The 16,727-nt window shown below is 69.0% G+C and carries 15 protein-coding genes; 4 read left to right on the forward strand and 11 right to left on the reverse strand.

Annotation, left to right across the window (positions count from 1 at the left end):
* Positions 1-19: 19 nt before the first annotated feature.
* Complete coding sequence (locus BMY53_RS07960; RefSeq protein ID WP_255370087.1) at positions 20-1,321, reverse strand: NAD(P)/FAD-dependent oxidoreductase; 1,302 nt, start codon at positions 1,319-1,321, stop codon at positions 20-22.
* Between the two features lie 61 nt (positions 1,322-1,382).
* Here BMY53_RS07960 and BMY53_RS07965 point away from each other — a divergent pair, with 61 nt between their 5' ends.
* Entirely contained in the window at positions 1,383-2,075 is a 693-nt protein-coding gene (locus BMY53_RS07965; protein ID WP_092945375.1) for a helix-turn-helix transcriptional regulator, read from the forward strand.
* A gap of 143 nt (positions 2,076-2,218) precedes the next feature.
* Positions 2,219-3,082, forward strand: coding sequence for a protein-tyrosine phosphatase family protein (locus tag BMY53_RS07970; RefSeq protein WP_143073988.1), 864 nt, complete (start codon positions 2,219-2,221; stop codon positions 3,080-3,082).
* Between the two features lie 11 nt (positions 3,083-3,093).
* Here the strand turns inward: BMY53_RS07970 and BMY53_RS07975 are convergent, their stop codons facing one another.
* Entirely contained in the window at positions 3,094-4,179 is a 1,086-nt protein-coding gene (locus tag BMY53_RS07975; RefSeq protein ID WP_143073989.1) for an acyltransferase family protein, read from the reverse strand.
* A 165-nt stretch (positions 4,180-4,344) separates the two neighbouring features.
* Positions 4,345-4,977 (reverse strand): SRPBCC family protein, encoded by a 633-nt coding sequence (locus BMY53_RS07980; RefSeq protein ID WP_143073990.1) that lies wholly within the window; start codon positions 4,975-4,977, stop codon positions 4,345-4,347.
* 84 nt (positions 4,978-5,061) lie between these two features.
* On the opposite strand from BMY53_RS07980, the gene BMY53_RS07985 reads away from it, so the two are divergent.
* The gene (locus BMY53_RS07985; protein WP_092945381.1) at positions 5,062-6,066 is read left to right on the forward strand and encodes an XdhC family protein; all 1,005 of its coding nucleotides are present in this window, start codon (positions 5,062-5,064) and stop codon (positions 6,064-6,066) included.
* Positions 6,067-6,612: 546 nt separating this feature from the next.
* Here BMY53_RS07985 and BMY53_RS07990 read toward each other — a convergent pair.
* Complete coding sequence (locus BMY53_RS07990) at positions 6,613-7,326, reverse strand: DUF6515 family protein (RefSeq protein ID WP_092945383.1); 714 nt, start codon at positions 7,324-7,326, stop codon at positions 6,613-6,615.
* Between the two features lie 261 nt (positions 7,327-7,587).
* Here BMY53_RS07990 and BMY53_RS07995 point away from each other — a divergent pair, with 261 nt between their 5' ends.
* Positions 7,588-8,235: a glutathione S-transferase family protein gene (locus tag BMY53_RS07995; RefSeq protein ID WP_092945385.1), complete on the forward strand. Its 648-nt coding sequence runs from the start codon at positions 7,588-7,590 to the stop codon at positions 8,233-8,235.
* Between the two features lie 111 nt (positions 8,236-8,346).
* Here the strand turns inward: BMY53_RS07995 and BMY53_RS08000 are convergent, their stop codons facing one another.
* The 7 genes from BMY53_RS08000 to BMY53_RS08030 form a co-directional block, all read right to left on the reverse strand.
* The gene (locus tag BMY53_RS08000; protein WP_310732105.1) at positions 8,347-10,764 is read right to left on the reverse strand and encodes a penicillin acylase family protein; all 2,418 of its coding nucleotides are present in this window, start codon (positions 10,762-10,764) and stop codon (positions 8,347-8,349) included.
* Entirely contained in the window at positions 10,761-11,381 is a 621-nt protein-coding gene (locus BMY53_RS08005) for a response regulator (protein WP_092945387.1), read from the reverse strand. Before BMY53_RS08005 ends, BMY53_RS08000 begins: the two co-directional genes overlap by 4 nt.
* Before the next feature lie 207 nt (positions 11,382-11,588).
* Entirely contained in the window at positions 11,589-13,091 is a 1,503-nt protein-coding gene (locus BMY53_RS08010) for an ABC transporter substrate-binding protein (RefSeq protein ID WP_092945907.1), read from the reverse strand.
* A gap of 8 nt (positions 13,092-13,099) precedes the next feature.
* Entirely contained in the window at positions 13,100-13,915 is an 816-nt protein-coding gene (locus BMY53_RS08015; RefSeq protein ID WP_092945389.1) for an ABC transporter ATP-binding protein, read from the reverse strand.
* Positions 13,912-14,934 carry an ABC transporter ATP-binding protein gene (locus tag BMY53_RS08020; RefSeq protein ID WP_092945391.1) on the reverse strand — a complete coding sequence of 341 codons (1,023 nt, stop codon included), beginning with the start codon at positions 14,932-14,934 and terminating at the stop codon, positions 13,912-13,914. The genes BMY53_RS08015 and BMY53_RS08020 overlap by 4 nt, the downstream gene beginning before the upstream one ends.
* The gene (locus BMY53_RS08025; RefSeq protein ID WP_092945393.1) at positions 14,931-15,740 is read right to left on the reverse strand and encodes an ABC transporter permease; all 810 of its coding nucleotides are present in this window, start codon (positions 15,738-15,740) and stop codon (positions 14,931-14,933) included. The genes BMY53_RS08020 and BMY53_RS08025 overlap by 4 nt, the downstream gene beginning before the upstream one ends.
* Positions 15,737-16,702, reverse strand: a complete 966-nt coding sequence (locus BMY53_RS08030) for an ABC transporter permease (RefSeq protein WP_092945395.1) — start codon at positions 16,700-16,702, stop codon at positions 15,737-15,739. The genes BMY53_RS08025 and BMY53_RS08030 overlap by 4 nt, the downstream gene beginning before the upstream one ends.
* Positions 16,703-16,727 lie beyond the last annotated feature (25 nt).

Consider the following 16,727-nt stretch of genomic DNA (forward strand, 5'->3'; position numbering starts at 1 on the left):
CCTGCGCCCGCGTGGCGGCTCAGGCTTCGTCCTGATCCCCGTGGTGCTGCGGCTCCACCACGATGCGGGCATGCCGCTGGAAGGTGAAATACGCCCAGGCCCAGTCAACGAACACACGCAGCCGGTTGCGGAAACCGATCAGGAAGTAAACGTGCACGAATAGCCAGAACAGCCAGGCGGAGAAGCCGCTGAACTGGATGCTGCCCAGGTCAGCCACGGCCGCCTTGCGGCCGATGGTGGCCAGCGAGCCGTAGTCCTGGTAGCGAAAGGCTGCTTCAGAGCGGCCCTGCATGCGCGCCAGGATCTGGCGGGCCGCGTGTCGGCCGGCCTGCTTGGCCCCTGGGCTCACACCCGGCACCGGCTTGCGGCTGCCATCCTTTTCCTGGCTGTGGGCCGCCGCCATGTCACCCACCACATACACCTCGGTGTGGCCCGGGATGTTCATGTGTTCATCCACGATCACCCGGCCGGCGCGGTCCAGCGGCACGTCCAGGGTGCGGGCTAGCGGCGAGGCCGCCACACCGGCCGCCCACACCTTGGTGTGGGACTCGATGCGTTCACGGCCGCCACCCGGCAACTGCAGGTCCACGCCGGTCTCGTCGATGCCCACCACCCGGCAGTTCACCCGCACCGTCACGCCGATGCGTTCCAGCTGCGCCTGGGCCTGCGCCGACTGCTCGGGCTTGAAGGCCGCCAGGATGCGGTCGGAGCCCTCGACCAGCAGCACCTGGGCGCGGCTGGGGTCGATGCGCCGGAATTCGTCGCGCAAGGTGTGGCGCGCGATTTCGGCCAGCGTGCCGGCCATCTCCACACCGGTGGGGCCGCCACCGATCACCACAAAGGTCAGCCAGGACTCACGTGCCGGCTGGTCCGCCAACGTCTCGGCCTTCTCGAAGGCGCTGAGCAGCCGGGCGCGCAGCTTGAAGGCATCCGCCAATGTCTTGAGGCCAGGCGCATGGGTTTGCCAGTGATCGTTGCCGAAGTAGCTGTGCGTCGCACCGGCCGCCACGATCAGGTAGTCATAGGGGATCTGTTGCCCGTCGCCCAACTCCACCAGGCGCTGGGCCTTGTCGATCGCGGCCACCTCGGCCATAAGCACGGTCAGGTTGCGCTGATGGCGGCGCATGTGCCGGATCGGCGAAGCGATGGAGGGCGCCGACAGCCCGGCCGTCGCCACCTGGTAGAGCAGGGGTTGGAACAGGTGGTGGTTGCTGCGGTCGATCAGCGTCACCCGCACGGGGGCGCCGTCCAGCACCTTGGTGGCCTCCAGGCCACCGAAGCCGCAACCGACGATCACGACATGAGGCAATTCGGCATTCATGCCACAGATACTAACGGGATGACGACCTGCTTCGGTCAATACGTTCACTGACAATGCCGCTATGCGCCGTGCAGACCGCCTGTTCCAGATCGTCCAGCTCATCCGTGGACGCCGCCTGACCACCGCCGAGTTCCTCTCCCAGCGGCTGGAGGTGTCCATCCGTACCGTCTACCGGGATGTGGCGGCACTGCAGCAGCAGGGCGTTCCCATCGACGGGGAAGCCGGCGTGGGCTACCGGATGCGGGTGGGGTTCGAGCTGCCACCGCTGATGTTCAGCGCCGAAGAGGCCCAGTCCCTGGTGGCTGCCGTGCGCCTGGCCCAGCCCCAGCTGGATGCCGTGCTGGGGCACCGTGCCGAAGAAGCGCTGAGCAAGATCCTGGCGGTGTTGCCGGGCACGGCCCGCGCGGCGGCCGAGAGCCTGACGGTCTACGCACCGCAACGTGGCCTGGACGAAGCCACTCGCGCCAGGCTGACCCAGTTGCGCCAGGCCACGGAGTCCCGCAACAAGCTGCGCCTTCACTATCTGGATCTGAATGAGCAGACCAGCACACGGGTCGTGCGCCCGCTGGCCTGCTTCTTCTGGGGCCCGGTCTGGACCTTCTCCGCCTGGTGCGAATTGCGGGAGGACTTCCGCAGCTTCCGGGTCGACCGTGTGCAGCAGCTGGAATTGCTGGAAGAGCGCTTCCGGGATGAACCGGGCAAGACCCTGGCGGACCTGCAGCGCCGGGAGAACGCCCGGGAGAACTGGGCCTGAAGCGCCTCCGCCTTGACCTACCTTGACTCAAATCAAGGCTAGAGCCGGCGATCAGTCAAACAGGCCAGTCCCATCTCCTATTGGTCATTGGCGGCGCCGAAGAGCTGGGCAAGGCTGGCGTCCTTTCACGCTCAAGGACGCTCATGCCCCACTTGCCCTCCCCGCCCTATGCAAAGACTGGCGCGCCCGCGCTGACATCGCCCGTATCGCCTCGGCGCCGCCAGTTGCTGGCCGGCCTGGCACTCAGCCCGTGGCTGGCCGCCTGTGGTGGGGGCAGTGATGACAACGACGGTGCCAATGCCTCGTCCGCCGCCAACGATCAAAACGGGCTGGCCGAAGTTTTCCAGGCCGAGGCCATCGAGTCGGGCTCCCTGAATCCGTCGCTGGTGCACCAGTTGGCGGAGGGCGACGGCACGCCGCATCGCGTGTTCCGAGGCAACGCCCCCATCGCCAACGGTCAATTCGAGTACGACGCGTTGGTCAGCGCCCTTCGGGCCAAGGCGCCGACCCCGCTGCCCGAGCGCTTCCAGCTCGTGGTGGTGAGTTTGCTCAACAGCATTGGGGACCGCGCCAACCTGGAGGTGGAGCGCGCCTTCTGGTCGGCCAACCCTTCGCTGGGCCGGCTGGTGAATCACCCGATCTTTGGCGCGTTGTCCGATCCGGCCAGCCTGCCGGCCGCCGTGCGCCGTCAATTGGAGCGCCTGCCCGGGCTGGACCGCATGGGGAGCCTGCTCAACGACATCCATGCCCTGCTCCAGGCGCCGGTGCCGGAGGGTGGTCTTCCGCAGATGATCTTTGTCCATTGCCAGGCCGGCAAGGACCGCACCGGGCAGGTGAGTGCCTCCTACCGGCTGCGCTACCAGGGCCGCAGTTACAAAAATGCCCTGGAAGAAAGCCGGACCACTGCCGGGCGGGACATCGAGCGCTACAGCCGCTACGGCCTGAAGTGGTATGCCTACGACCAGCAGGACTTCGGTGGCATCCCCACCATCGGCCCGATCGACTGACGCGCGAAGCCTCAGCGCGCGGCGGCACCGGAAGGCAGTGTGGCGGCCCGCGGCCGCCAGCGCAGCAGCGGCGCCTCCACCCAGTGGTGGAACGGCAATGCCGCCACATTGCTCAGGGCCCAGGCGGCCAGCAAGGCCAGCGGTGCCATCGCATCCAGCATGGGTGCCGGGTTCTCGGCCCGGTGCTCATAGAGCGCATTCACCATCAGGCAGATGGGGAAGTGGATGAGGAACAGGGCGTAGGCATGGCGGGCCAGCCCCTGCACACGCACCTGCAGCCACACCGGGCCTTCGCCACGCCGCCACAGGGCCACCACGGCGGCGGTCATGCCAGCCACCACCAGCCGCTCGCGGAACTGCAGCGTCAGTGCGGCCACCATCAGCAGGGCCAGCACGCCCAGCGCCACGCCGCGCCAACGGGCGGGCCAGGACTGGCACCAGAACAGCAGTGAACCGAGGCCATAGGCCCCGAAGAAATAGATCCCGTAGGCATCCAGTTCGGCCATGCGATTGAACTGCAGCAGCGAAGCCGCACACAGCACCCCCACCAGCACGGGCAGCACCCGTTGGCGTGTGAGCCGGCGCAGCGGCAGCCAGCGCAGGCCCCACATCAGCAGGAGCAGCAGCGCAAAGAGCTGGAAGTCGATGGCCACATACCAGGCGCCCACGGTGAGCGCATCCATGCCCAGCAGGTCATGCAGCAGCAGCGCATGGGCCAGCACCTGCAGGAACTGCACCTGGTCGGGCACCAGTTCCGGCAGCAGCGGCTCCACCAGCCAGGAGGCCAGCAAGGTCAGCAGCACGGCCGCCATGAACGGCGGCACCAGCCGCCAGTAACGTTGCGCAAGCAGCGCCGGCGCGGACTGGTGCAGTTGCTGCTCCTGGGCCGACAGCGCCCGCGCGCTCAGGTAGCCGCCCAGCACCAGGAACACCTGCACGGCCATGCGCCCGTAGTCATACAACCAGCCGGTGAGCATTGGAAAGAGCGAATGCATCGCTTCGGCAATTGGTCCATACGCGGACAAATGATGCAGAACGATCAGCTGCGCTGCGAGAGCCCGGAGGGCGTCCAGCGGAAAGAGACGGGCGGCGGCCATGGCAAAGAACGATTCGGGAACAACAGCGGCCACCCAGGGTGGCCGTCAGATGGGGCGCGATTCTAGTGGCGCGGCAGGAGCGCCGATGGCGCTACTCGCCCATTGCGTGGCGAGGGCGCCGAGGGGCGGGTGCGGTGGCACACGCATGCACCGCAAGCCAGTGCGTCAAGGCGTGGCGCCGGGCTCGCTCGGTGCGGGCGATGGGTTGACCTGGTGCGGTGGGCTGGCCTGGCGCCGGGGCCGAGGCTTGGGTAGCGGGTAGAGGGTGCCGTTGAACATGCCGGCAAACCAGCCCAGGTACCAGTCGAGCAGCCGCTGCAGCCAGGGCTTGCGGACCCGGGGGGCCGGCAGCGGCAGGTGGCTGGCGTGATGCCGCCGGATCACGGCCTCCAGGGCCTGCAACTGCGCCTTGAGCAGGGCAATGCCCCGCATCTTGAGGCCACCCGGCTGCTGCTCGGTTTGCAGCACCACCGACCAATGCAAAAGCGTGCGATGTTCGCCCATCAATTCCAGGCGGCACTGGGCTTGCCCCTGGATGGCACCGGTATCTGGCCCGCGGCCTTGGAAGGAGAGTCGCAGGCGAGCGGGACGCTCGACATCCAGCAGCACCACATCCCCCTGGAAGGCGGGGGTGGTGAGGTGATAGCTGAGTGGTGCGGCGCCAGCGGCCAGGGTGGCGGACGCACCTTGGGCGGCGTTGAGTGTCTCGGCCAGCAGGGCGAGATCGTGCAGCGACGTCCAGGCGACCGCCCGGGACACCGGGACGGTCAGCTCGTCGTGGAGGGTCAGCGTGGGCATGGCTGGATTGTCGCCGCGCGCCGCCTCTCGCACAGGCTTGATGGCAGACGAGCGAAGTTTGGCTTTATTCGATATGTTTCGCGCATGGACAACATGGATTTGCAGGTGCTGCGCCAGGTGCAGCAATGGCTGGACACGGATCAGCGGGTGGTGCTGGGCACCATCACGCGGACCTGGGGTTCAGCGCCCAGGCCGGTGGGGGCAGTGGTGGCGGTGCGGCAGGACGGCGTCATTGCGGGGTCGGTGTCGGGTGGTTGCATCGAAGACGACCTGATTGCGCGCATCCGCGAGGGGGCTTTGCGTCTGGAGCGGCCGACGCTGATTCGCTATGGCGTTGGGGCGGAGGCGGCGCAGCGTTTTGGTCTGCCTTGTGGGGGCACGTTGGAGCTGATGCTGGAGCCCTTGGGGCCACATTCCGCCATCCATGTGCTGCTGGAGCGGTTGGCGCGGGGCGAGCGTGTGGTGCGCCGCCTGAATTTGGCCACTGGTGAGGTCGTGTTGGCGGCGCCCTCTGTGGCGGGTGATGGGGCGGATCGGTTGGTGCTGGACGAGCAGCAGCTCGTCACGCATCACGGTCCGCAATGGCGTTTGCTGCTGATTGGCGCGGGCCAGTTGAGCGAGTATTTGGCGCGCATGGCACTGGCGCTGGATTACCAGGTCTTGGTTTGCGACCCGCGCGACGACTATGTGTGGTCGCTGGACGGCGCGCCCTTGACGCGGGACATGCCGGATGATGTGGTGGTGGCGCTCAAGCCGGACGGCCACACGGCGATTGTGGCGCTGACGCACGACCCGAAGCTGGATGATTTGGCGCTGATGGAGGCTCTGCGAGGCCCGGCGTTTTACGTCGGCGCCATCGGCTCACGCGTCAACCAGGCCAAACGTCGAGCACGCCTGAAAGAGCATTTTGATCTGGATGATGCGGCTCTGGCGCGGCTCCACGGCCCGGTGGGCTTGCACATCGGGGCCCGCACGCCCCCCGAAATCGCGCTCTCCATCCTGGCCCACATGACCGCCGAACGCTACGGCGTGCAGGTCCACAGCACCACGCCCCCCACACCAGGCGCCGAAGCCGGCTGCACCCTATAGGCCAGCGGCCCGCAGGCGCCTCACTCCTCGTATCACCGCTCCTCCATGCATCGAGTCGCGCAGACGCGCCGCAGGCGTCGTTAAGCGGGGCTCTGGTTAGCGAAGAGGGTCGGCGCCGGGCCGCCCCAAGACGACCCGCAGCCCCCTCGGGGGGCGGTTTTGCGGGCCCTCGGCCCGGAAAACCCGGGGCCCACTTCCAGCGCAGGCGCCGTCAAGCGGGGCTCTGGTTAGCGAAGAGGGCCGGCGCCGGGCCGCCCCAAGCCGACCCGCAGCCCCCTCGGGGGGCGGATGTGCGGGCCCTTGGCCCGGAAAACCCGGGGCCCACTTCCAGCGCAGGCGCCGTCAAGCGGGGCTCTGGTTAGTGAAGAGGGCCGGTGCCGGGCCGCCCCAAGCCGGCCCGCAGCCCCCTCGGGGGGCGGATGGGCGGGCCTTAGGCCCGAACAGCCGGGGGCACCTCCGATTACGGGCCGCCCCAAGGCGGCCCGCAGCCCCCTCGGGGGGCGGTTTTGCGGGCCCTTGGCCCGCAAAACCGGGGGCCCCATCCACCTACCTCATGCTGTATCCACGGCCGTCCATGCAGGCCTCCACGGCCCGATTGAACACATTGGCGTCATTCATCGCCGTGGGCTGCGTGGTCGCCCACCGGTTGCATTCCTGCCGATCGGACTCCGTCTGCGCCGTGCTCTGGCCATTGCGCGGATAGATGATGGGGTCCGGCTTGGGCGGCGGCGTGGTGGCCACCTGCGCCTGCGGCACTGCCTCCGCGCCCGGCGGCGGCGCCACCACCACATAGCCCTCGGGCGCCGCGCTGTAATAGACGCCGTTGGCGTAGTAATACGGCAGCCCACCAATGCGCAAGGTCACATAGGCCGAAGGCAGGATGGGAATCACCAGCCCGATGGGCGGCACGATCACCCGGAAGCTCGGGCCCCACGGCTGATACCAGACACCGCCGTGGTACCAGTAGCGCCCACCGACAAAGGTGGCGCCCGGCGGCAGGCCGCGCGCCATGTAGCCCGGTGCAGGGTAGTAGTGATCGTGGTGATAGCGGGTATCGAAATTCAACCCGATATTCACATTCGTGCGTGAGCCCCCACCGGCGCGGCCAGGGCCTGCGCCTGGACCGGGCCCGGCCGAGTGACCGGGCCCCGCGCCAGGGCCGCCGGGGCCATGGCCCCGGTCGTGGTCATGGTCCTGCGCACAGGCCATCGCGGAGGCCAGGGCGAGGGTGACGGGAATCAACCAGCGAAGCTTGCTCATGATCGCAATGCCGACAAGCGGACCAACTGTTCAGGTCTCCATTCAACGCCAGCCCGGCCGGCCGCGTCTACGGGGGGCGGTTGCGGGGCGGTAAAGATCCGTTGCTCCGCCGCCGGGCCGCTGCTCCTTACACAGTGCGATGATGCGCCCCGGCTACCCCGTGCGGTCCTGCGCAATGCCGACCCAGGCAACACCTCAGACACCAGCGCGGACGCCCCGCTCACCCCGGCCGCCCCCTTCATCAACGCCTCCCCCGACGCCATGATCGAGCTCCATTACTACCCCAGCAACGCCAGCATGGCGCCCCACATCCTGCTGCAGGAACTGGGCGCCGACTTCCAGCTCCGGCTGGTGGACCGCAACAAGGATGAGCACAAGTCCCCGGCGTTCCTGAAGCTGAACCCCAACGGCCTGCTGCCCGCGCTGTGCGACGGAGAACTGGTGCTGCACGAGACCGCAGCGATCCTGCTCCATCTGGCGGACACGCACCCGGCTGCCGGCCTCGTGCCCGCCGTGGGCACGGCCGAACGCGCCACCGCATACAAGTGGCTGATGTGGCTGACCAACACCCTGCAGCCCACGCTCATCGCCTACTACTACCCCGACCGCTGGGTGGCGGCAGGCAACACCGAGGGCACGGCCCAGGTGAAGGCCCAGGCCGAAGCGCGCGCTGGCGTCCAGCTGGACCTGCTGGCCGCCGAGTTCGAACGCCATGGCGGCCCCTGGCTGCTGGGCGACCGCTACAGCCTGCTCGACCCGTTTGCCTTCATGTTGTGCCGTTGGACCCGGGGCTTTGAACATCCCGCTCGCGCACGGCCGGCGCTGGCCGCCTTCCTGGAACGCATGGCGCAACGCCCCGCGCTGATCCGGGCGCTGGAGACGGAAGCGCTTCCCAAGCCCTGGTACTGAGGCCCGCGCGTGCAGGGCAGCGGCCCTGCGCTGCCGTTGGACAGCGACGGACCACGGCGGGTCGGCCCGTGGCAAGCCGGCCCTTGTGAGGGGCGGAACTGAAACCCGGGATCAGGGCTTCAGGATCAAGCGCCCTTCGACGTGGGCCTGCACATCCGAATCGGCCAGCCATTCCCGTCGGTACTGGCCCTGCACCAGCAGGGTGGCCTGGTCGCTGTAATGCGGGTCCGGCCAGACGCCGCTCTGCCCCACCGGATTGACGCCCAGCGCCTCCTGCGGGCGGGCGAAGTCGATCAGTCGCCGGGTGGAGGGGCCGTAGACCACCGACCACGGTGCATCACCACCGCGCTGCGCGAAGTTGTTGGGCACCTCATGCCCGCCCGGCACCCGGAAGGGCCCGACGTTGAAGATCATGTCCAGCGGCTTTTGCTTGCCCAGCGGGTGTTCATGCGTCAGCGTGTGCACCTGCTCCCAGCGCCAGGCGTCACTCTCCGGGCCCAGGGTCTGGCGCAGATGCGCCAAGGCCGCCTTCCAGGCCTGGCGCACGATGTCCGCCTCGGTTTCCTTCTGCGGCGTGGCACGGTTGTCCCACCAGGGCGAGAACGGGTCGTCCACCAGGCGCGGCAGGGCGTGATCCAGCGCCCGGGTACGGCGCAGGTTCTCGAACTGGGTGTCGCCCAGCTCATCCTTCATCGCGGCCTTCAGCAGCTCGTTGACCAACTGCACAAACAGCACCGGCGCCAGCCCGTCCGACTTGTAGGCGCCATTCCAGCGCGCCAGCGCTTCCACCAGCGGTTGCTCCTCGCCGGAGGCGGCGGCACGCAGCAGTGGAATCAGCGGCCGCAGCACCTTGGGGCCGTAATCGGTCTGCACATCCAGTTGCAGCGCCTGGCTGTTGGAAAGATCCCAGCGCTTGCCCTGGCTCAGCAGGCCGTCCAGCCGGCGACCGCGTTCTTCCAGGTTGTAGTAGCCCGGCACCGGCCGCACGCTGGCCGGCTGGAAGTTGGCCGAGACGATGTAGCCCCGCGCGGGGTTCTCCTCGTGCGGGTTCTCCTCGAAGGGATAGAAACCCAGCTTGTCCGCTTCCGCCGTCGCGCCGTCGAGGATGAAGCTCGGGTTCACCCCCTCCGGCCGGATGGGCAACTGGCCGGCCGCCCACCAGCCGATGTCGCCCGTGGTGTTGGCCCAGACGATGTTGAGCCCGGGGGCGTGGATCAGCGACGCCGCACCACGCGCCTTCTCCAGAGTGTCGGCACGGTCCAGCAGGTAAAACGCGTCGAGCACCGGGTTGTCGGTTTCCAGGAAGGCCCACCACATGGCGATGGGCTTGGTGCCCTTGTCTCCCGGAATGGCGTCGTTGACGATGGGGCCGTGCGGCGAGCGCCGCAACGTGAGGATTTGATCGGGCTGGCCCTTGACCTTGATGATCTCCTGCCGCGCGGTCATGGCCACCCATCGGCCATTCACCCAGACCTCATTGGGGTTGTCCGGGTTCACCTTCTCGGCGATGAAGTCCACATCGTCGTTCTGGAACATGGTCAGGCTCCAGCCGAAATGCTGGTTGTGCCCGAGCAGCGCCACCGGCGTCAGCGCCAGATGGTGCCCGTACAGCTCGAATTGCGGCGTCTTGAGATGGGCCTCCCACCAGACGGCAGGCGCGGAATAGGCAATGTGCGGGTCCCCCGCCAGCAGCGGCTTGCCGCTGGCCGTGTGGCTGCCGGCCACCACCCAGGCATTGCTACCTTCGAACTGCGGCAGGCCGGCCAGGGCGGTGGCGCTGTCGCTCAGGGCCGCCAGCCGGGCCATGGTGTTCATCCAGTCCGGATCCTGCGGCCGGCGGGCGGTGGGGTTACCGGCCGCCAGCGCGCCGCCCGGCTTCCAATCCAGATCGAAGACTCGGAGGTAGTCGGCGCCCAGTTGGTCGCGGATGGCGGTCAGGGCCGGTTCGGTGCGAAAGGCCGCCGCAAAGCTGTAGGCCAGGTAGCCCGACACGCTCAAGGTGTCGGCCACGCTGAATGGCCGCTTGGGGATGCCGAGGACTTCGAACTCCAGCGGCGCCGGCCGGGTGGCCTGGTATTGATTGATGCCTTCGAGATAGGCCTTGAGCGCACGCATGGCGCCCGGCTGGGCCGTGGCGGCCGGGTGGTTGGCCAGGGCGGCCAGACGGTCCGCCCGCTCGCGGATGCCCAGGGTCCGGAACAGCCGGTCCGTCTCGATCAGCTTGGGGCCGAGAATTTCGGAGAGCTCCCCGCGCGACAGGCGGCGCAGCATCTCCATCTGGAAGAGCCGGTCCTGCGCATGCAGGTAGCCCAGGGCGCGGTAGAGGTCGTCCTCGTTGCTTGCCTCGATGTGAGGCACACCCCAGTTGTCGTAGGTGACCTGGACGGGTGCGGTCAAACCTAGCAGTTGCAGCTCGCCGCTGCGCTGCGGCAGCTTGCTGTGTACATGCCAGGCCACACCGGCCGCACCGACCGCCAGCACGATGGCCAGCGAGACCGCGCCACGGCGCAGCCAGGTCCCCATGGTCATGCCTCGGCCCGCCTCATGTGGGCCAGTGCTTCCACGCGTTTGAGCAGCTCGCGGTCATTCCAGGGCTTGTGGAACATGCCGTACAGGCCCTGGATCTGATGGAGCCGTGCGTGCAGTTCCTCATGGCCGGTAATGGCGATGATTGGCAGGTCTTCTGTCTCCATCGACCCCTGAACCGACTTGATCAGCTCGAAACCGTCCATGTTGGGCATTTCCAGATCGGTGAGCAACACGCCAAAACGGGTCTTGGACATTAGTTCCAGGGCTTCGGTGCCGTCCCTGGCGGCCTGGGCTTCGTAGCCGGCCTCCTGGAAGAGCTTGAGCAGCTTGGCGCGCACCACGGCGGAGTCATCCACCAGCAGCAGCGGCAGCCGCCCGGCGGGCGTGGCCGCCTCCACCCGGGGGGTGACGGGTGCACGTGCGGCCGTAGACGCGGGCGCGCCACTGGGCGGACCACGGCGGTCATCCGGGTGCGGACGCGCGGCCGGCGGCGGCACACCCAGGTCCCGGTGGTCGCCACGGCGCACGGTGATGATCCAGATCAGCACGGCCAGCGGCACGGCGATCAGCAAAGGCAGCAGGAACGGCTGCAGATATTCGGGCAATTCAAACGGCATGCGGCTCTCCACTCCAACCCGGCAGGCTAGCACCCGTCCGGGGCGCCACTGTAGGGGAAAAGCACCGTAAATCGATGGCCGGCGCACGACAGCCGATGAGCTGTGAGGAAGGCCCCGATTCGAGGGGCCCTACTGTGGCACGGCCGCATCGGTCTGCATACCAACACATACCGCCGCCTACGGATGCCAACGGGTGCTTACCAGCGCTTACCAGCTCAAGGTCGAGAGGTCGTTGGCAAACAGTGGGGACCGCTTCCAGACCCCCTTGAGCCCCGCGCGGGCCACGGTGATCCACTGGGGCTGATAGAGGAACGCGGCCACGGCGTCCTGAGCCACCAGCCGCTGCGCCTCGCCAAAGAGCTTGAGCCGCTGGGCCGGATCCGCACTGGATTGCATGCGCTGGTAGAGGGCGTTGAACTGGGGGCTCTGGTAACCCCAGTAATAGCCGGCACGGGAGAAATTCCCGAAGTCATAGGGCTCGACATGCGAGATCACGGTCAGGTCATACGCCTTGTTGGTATAGACGCCGGAGAGCCACTGAGCCCATTCGACCTGCTCAATGCGCACCTTCAAGCCGACCTGGGCCAGTTGCGCCACGATCAGCTCGCCGGACTGCCGGGCGTAGGGTACCGGCGGCAGCTTGAGCGTGAGCGAGAGGCCCACGGCCTTGGCCTCCTCCAGCAGCTGGCGGGCGGCGGCGGGGTTGTAGGCGTTGATGCCGGTGCAGTCCACGTAGCCGGGCGTGTCCGGGGTGACATAGCTGCCGATGGGCACGCCGTAGCCGTCCGCACTGGCCTGGATGATGGCCTTGCGGTCCAGTGCCATGGCAATGGCACGGCGCACCCGCACGTCCCCCAGCGGGGCGCGCTGGTGGTTGATGGCCAGGATGGTCTTGGCCCGGGACGAGCTGGTCAGCACCTGGAAGCGCTGCGGCTGCGCCTTGAACTGCGACAAGGCCCGCGCCGCAGCCACGCGCGGGAAGCAGTCCACATCCCCGGCCAGCAGGGATGCCACCTGTGCAGCAGGCTCACCGATGAAGCGGCACACCACCTGCGGCACCTTGATGGCGGCGGCGTCCCGGTAGCCGGACCAGGCCATGAGCGTGAGGCTGGCGCCGCGCTGCCAGCGCTCCACCCGGTAGGGGCCGGTGCCCACCGGGGTCTGCGCGTTGCCGGCTGCGCTGCGCGGCTCTACGATCACGGCAGTGGACTGGGCCAGCAGGGCGGGCAGGTCCGGCTCGGGCTGGCGCAGGGTGAGCACCACTGTCAGCGGATCCGGGGTGCTGATGGCGCTGATGTTGGCAAAGGTGCGGCGGTCCTTGTTGAGGCTGTTCTCGGCAGCAGCGCGTTCGAAGCTGAAGCGCACAGCGGCGGCGTTGAACGGCTCACCGTTGTGGAATCGGACGTCGGGGCGCAGCGTGAAGGTCCAGGTCAGTTGGTCCGGGGTGGCGCGCCACTGGCTGGCGAGCAGCGGCTGTGCCGTGCCGTCCTCGGCCACCTTGGTCAGCGGCTCCAGAACGTTGTAGAGCACCACCTCACCGACGGCGGAAGCCGCGTTGGTGGTCGGGTCCAGGCCCGAAGGCTCCAGCGTCATGCCCAGCACCACGCGGCGGCCGGCCGGTGCCTGGGCCATGGCCTGGGTGAGGAGCGAAGGCCCGAGGGCCACACTCGCGGCGCCAGCGGCGCTCAGGGTGAATCGACGTCTGTCCATGAGCTTCATCATGCCAAAGCGGAAAGAAGGGAGCGGGTGTAGGGGTGCCGGGGTTCGCCCAGCACATCGGCCGTGGCGCCGTGCTCCACCACCTGGCCGTGGCGCAACACCAGGGCATGGTCGCAGAGCACCTCCACCGCCGGCAGGTCGTGGCTGATCAGCACCAGGCTGATGGCCTCGCGCCGCTGCAGGTCCCGCAGCAGAGCGAGGATCTGCGCCTGCACCGACACATCCAGCGCGGACAGCGGTTCGTCAGCCACGATCAAGGACGGCCGCGTCGCCAGCGCCCGTGCAATGGCCAGGCGCTGGCGCTGCCCGCCGGAGAACTGGTGAGGGAACCGTCTGGCCGCGTCCGGGTCCAGCTGCACAGCGTCCAGCACCTCTGCGAGCCGTTGCTCGCGCTCAGCGGCGGTCATGGGCAGGCGTTGCAGCGGCTCGGCAATGCTGCGGCCCACGCGCCAGCGCGGGTCCAGCGAGCTGTAGGGGTCCTGGAAGACCATCTGGACGCGGGAACGGCGGGCGCGCCGCTGGTGTTCGGGCAGCCGGTGGATGTCCTCGCCGGACCAGCGCACCACACCGGCCGCCGGCCGCTCCAGCGCCATCACCAGCCGGGCCAGCGTGCTCTTGCCGGCCCCGGACTCGCCGATGATGCCCAGCGATTCACCGGGCTGCAGGCGCAGGTTGATGTCCTGAAGCACCTCGCGTCCTTCGTAGCGCTGGGTGAGGTGTTCGGTTTCAAGCACGGGCACGGGCACGATGGCGGGCACGGCCGCGGCAGCGGTGTGGGGCGCCACTGAGCTGTTGGCCGGCGTGTCAGGCGTCATGACCCAAGCTCCCAGCAGGCCACACGCCCATTCCAGAGGGGAGGCTCGCTGCCGCAGCGCGGTTGCCGGGCCAGCGGGCAGCGCGGCGCAAACGGGCAGCCGGCGCCGACCTGGGCCAGCGAGGGCACCGCACCGGGCAAGGCGTGCAGGGCCTGGTCCCGCCCGGCGCCCAGGCGGGGGCGTGCCGCCCACAGGGCCTGGGTGTAGGGGTGGCGCGGGTGGTGCAGCAGGTCGGCGGCATCTCCCTGCTCCATCAACCGGCCGCCGTAGAGGATCGCCAGCCGCCTTGCGCGGCGCGCGGTCAGCGCCAGATCGTGGGAGATGAGCAGCAGGCCCATGCCGCGCTCGGCCACCAGTTCATGAAGCAGGTCCAGCACCTGCACACGCAGACGCGCGTCCAGCGCGGTGGTGGGTTCGTCGGCCATCAGCAAGTCCGGGTCACCGGCCAGCGCCATGGCGATCAGTGCGCGCTGGCGTTGTCCGCCGGAGAGCTGATGCGGGAAGGCCTTCGCCTGGCGGTCATCCAGGCCCACACGGGTCAGCAGGGCCATGGCGCGCGCATGGGCGCCGTCACGGTCGGGCGCGAGGCGGTGCAGGCGGATGGGTTCGGCCACCTGGGCCAGGATGGTCTGCAGCGGGTTGAGCGCCGTCAGCGGTTCCTGGAACACCATGGCGATTCGCCGGCCGCGCAACGCGCACCAGCCGGGCTCGTCCAGGGACAGCAGGGGTTGGCCGTCCAGCTCGATGCGGCCGCCGGCCTCGGCCCCATCGGGCAGCAGGCCCATGATGGCCAGGGCCGTGAGCGTCTTGCCGCTGCCGGATTCGCCGATGAGGGCGAGGCTGTCCCCTCGGTCCAGGTCGAGATCCAGCCCGTGCAGCGCATGAAGCCGTGTGCCGCCCGGGCCCGGCAGGGACACACGCAGGTCGCGGACACGGAGCAAGGGCTGCGGTGCGGCCGGCGGCGCTGCGCCGGGATGCTGATCGGACGCTGGGGAGGCGCTGGACGCTAGGTGGCTCATCGTGGCAGCCCCCTCGGATCCAGCCGGTCCCTCAAGCCGTCACCCAGCAGGTTCAGGCCCAGCACGGCCAGCGTGATGGCCACGCCGGGCGCAATCGCCAGTTGCGGCGCCTCGAACATCAGCGTCTGCGCCTCGGCCAGCAGCCGGCCCCAGCTGGCCTGCGGCGGCTGGGCACCCAGGCCGAGGTAGGACAGGCCAGCCTCCGCCAGGATGGCCAGCGCGAACTGGGTGGTGCCCTGCACGATCAGCAAGGGCAGCAGCTGCGGCAGCACATGCGTCATGGTGATGGCCCAGGGCCCCTGCCCCGCCACCCGCGCCGCCTGCACAAAGTCCCGCGCCCACCAGCTCTTGGCGCTGCCGTTGACCAGCCGCGCGAAGCTGGGCACCGCATGCAGGCCGATGGCCACCATCGCGATCACCAGGCCAGGCCCCAGCGCCGCCGCCAGCACGATGGCCAGCAGCAGCGCCGGGAAGGCAAACCCCAGGTCGCTGGCCCTCAGGATCAGTGCCTCCACCCCGCCTCGGCGTGCAGCCGCCAGCAGCCCCAGGGCGGTGCCGCCCAGCAGGCCCAGGCCCACGGCCACCAGCCCCACCAGCCAGGCGCTGCGGGCACCGGCCATGAGCCGGCTCAGCACGTCGCGCCCCAATTGATCGCAGCCCAGCCAATGCGTGGCGCTGGGGCTGGCCAGGCGCTGGTTCATGTCGATGGCGTCCGGCGGGAAGGGCGTCCAGACCAGCGACAGCAGCGCCACCGCCAGCATCGTGGCGGTGAGCGTCAGGCCCAGGGCCAGGCGGGCGCGGCTCATGCCGCGCTCCGCGTACGCACGCGGGGGTCGATCCAGCCATGCAGCAGATCCACCGCAAAGTTGATCAGCAGCACCAGGGCGGTCAGCAGCATCACGCCGTTGCGCACCACCACCAGGTCCCGGTTGGCGATGGCCTTGGCCAGCAGTTGGCCCAGGCCCGGCAGGGTGAAGACGTTTTCGATGACGATGGCCCCGGCCAGGAGGTTGGTGAATTGCAGGCCCCCCAGCGTCAGCAGCGGAATGGCGGCGTGGCGCAGGCCGTGACGCCACAGCGCAGCCCGACGGCTGAGGCCCTTGGCTCGGGCAGTGCGCATGAAGTCCTCGCGGGCCACGTCCAGCAGTGCGGAGCGGGCGATGCGCGCCAGGATGGCGGCTTGCACCAGGGCCAGGGAAACAGCGGGCAGCAGCAAGGCCTGCAGGCCGGGCCAGAGCCCGCCGCCCACGTCTTCGCGCCAGCCGGGGAAGCCACCGGCAGCCAGCAGTTGCCATTTCACGGCAAAGAGCAGCACCAGCAGCATGCCCAGCCAGAAACTGGGCACCGCCAGGCCGAGTTGGGTCAGGCCCATCACCAGTTGATCGCCCCAGCGGCCATGCTGGCTGGCGGCCCACCAGCCGGCGGCCAGCGCGAGCACCACGGTGAGGGCCATGGCGAGCAGGGACAAGGGCAAGGTGACCGCCAGGCGCTCCAGCAGCAGCTCGGTGACGGGGGTGCCGTCGTAGGCGGAGGACAAGCCCATGTCGCCGTGCGCCAGACCCTGCAGCCAACCGCCATACCGAACCCAGGTCGGCCGGTCCAGGCCCAGTTGCCGCTCGCGCTCCGCCACCGCCTCGGGCGTCGCCTCCGGGCCAAGGGCCAGTTGGGCCGCATTGCCGGGCAGCCAGTCCAACGCCACAAAGATCAGCGCCGATGCGGCCAGCAGCGTGATCAGCAGAAGGCCCAGGCGCTTGGTCAGGTAAGCCATATGAGCCTCTGCATAGCGGGGCGGA

This window comes from Roseateles sp. YR242 (assembly GCF_900109745.1).
In the GTDB taxonomy this organism is placed as follows: Bacteria; Pseudomonadota; Gammaproteobacteria; order Burkholderiales; family Burkholderiaceae_C; genus Roseateles.

What these genes read in the sequence shown, in the direction of transcription:
- BMY53_RS07970 (WP_143073988.1), top strand. Translation starts at nt 2,219, where the DNA reads ATGCCCCACTTGCCCTCCCCGCCCTATGCAAAGACTGGCGCGCCCGCG.
- BMY53_RS08025 (WP_092945393.1), bottom strand. Translation starts at nt 15,740, where the DNA reads ATGAGCCGCGCCCGCCTGGCCCTGGGCCTGACGCTCACCGCCACGATG.
- BMY53_RS07975 (WP_143073989.1), bottom strand. Translation starts at nt 4,179, where the DNA reads ATGGCCGCCGCCCGTCTCTTTCCGCTGGACGCCCTCCGGGCTCTCGCA.
- BMY53_RS08030 (WP_092945395.1), bottom strand. Translation starts at nt 16,702, where the DNA reads ATGGCTTACCTGACCAAGCGCCTGGGCCTTCTGCTGATCACGCTGCTG.
- BMY53_RS07985 (WP_092945381.1), top strand. Translation starts at nt 5,062, where the DNA reads ATGGACAACATGGATTTGCAGGTGCTGCGCCAGGTGCAGCAATGGCTG.
- BMY53_RS07965 (WP_092945375.1), top strand. Translation starts at nt 1,383, where the DNA reads ATGCGCCGTGCAGACCGCCTGTTCCAGATCGTCCAGCTCATCCGTGGA.
- BMY53_RS07995 (WP_092945385.1), top strand. Translation starts at nt 7,588, where the DNA reads ATGATCGAGCTCCATTACTACCCCAGCAACGCCAGCATGGCGCCCCAC.
- BMY53_RS08015 (WP_092945389.1), bottom strand. Translation starts at nt 13,915, where the DNA reads ATGACGCCTGACACGCCGGCCAACAGCTCAGTGGCGCCCCACACCGCT.
- BMY53_RS08000 (WP_310732105.1), bottom strand. Translation starts at nt 10,764, where the DNA reads ATGACCATGGGGACCTGGCTGCGCCGTGGCGCGGTCTCGCTGGCCATC.
- BMY53_RS08005 (WP_092945387.1), bottom strand. Translation starts at nt 11,381, where the DNA reads ATGCCGTTTGAATTGCCCGAATATCTGCAGCCGTTCCTGCTGCCTTTG.
- BMY53_RS08010 (WP_092945907.1), bottom strand. Translation starts at nt 13,091, where the DNA reads ATGGACAGACGTCGATTCACCCTGAGCGCCGCTGGCGCCGCGAGTGTG.
- BMY53_RS07980 (WP_143073990.1), bottom strand. Translation starts at nt 4,977, where the DNA reads ATGCCCACGCTGACCCTCCACGACGAGCTGACCGTCCCGGTGTCCCGG.
- BMY53_RS07960 (WP_255370087.1), bottom strand. Translation starts at nt 1,321, where the DNA reads ATGAATGCCGAATTGCCTCATGTCGTGATCGTCGGTTGCGGCTTCGGT.
- BMY53_RS07990 (WP_092945383.1), bottom strand. Translation starts at nt 7,326, where the DNA reads ATGAGCAAGCTTCGCTGGTTGATTCCCGTCACCCTCGCCCTGGCCTCC.
- BMY53_RS08020 (WP_092945391.1), bottom strand. Translation starts at nt 14,934, where the DNA reads ATGAGCCACCTAGCGTCCAGCGCCTCCCCAGCGTCCGATCAGCATCCC.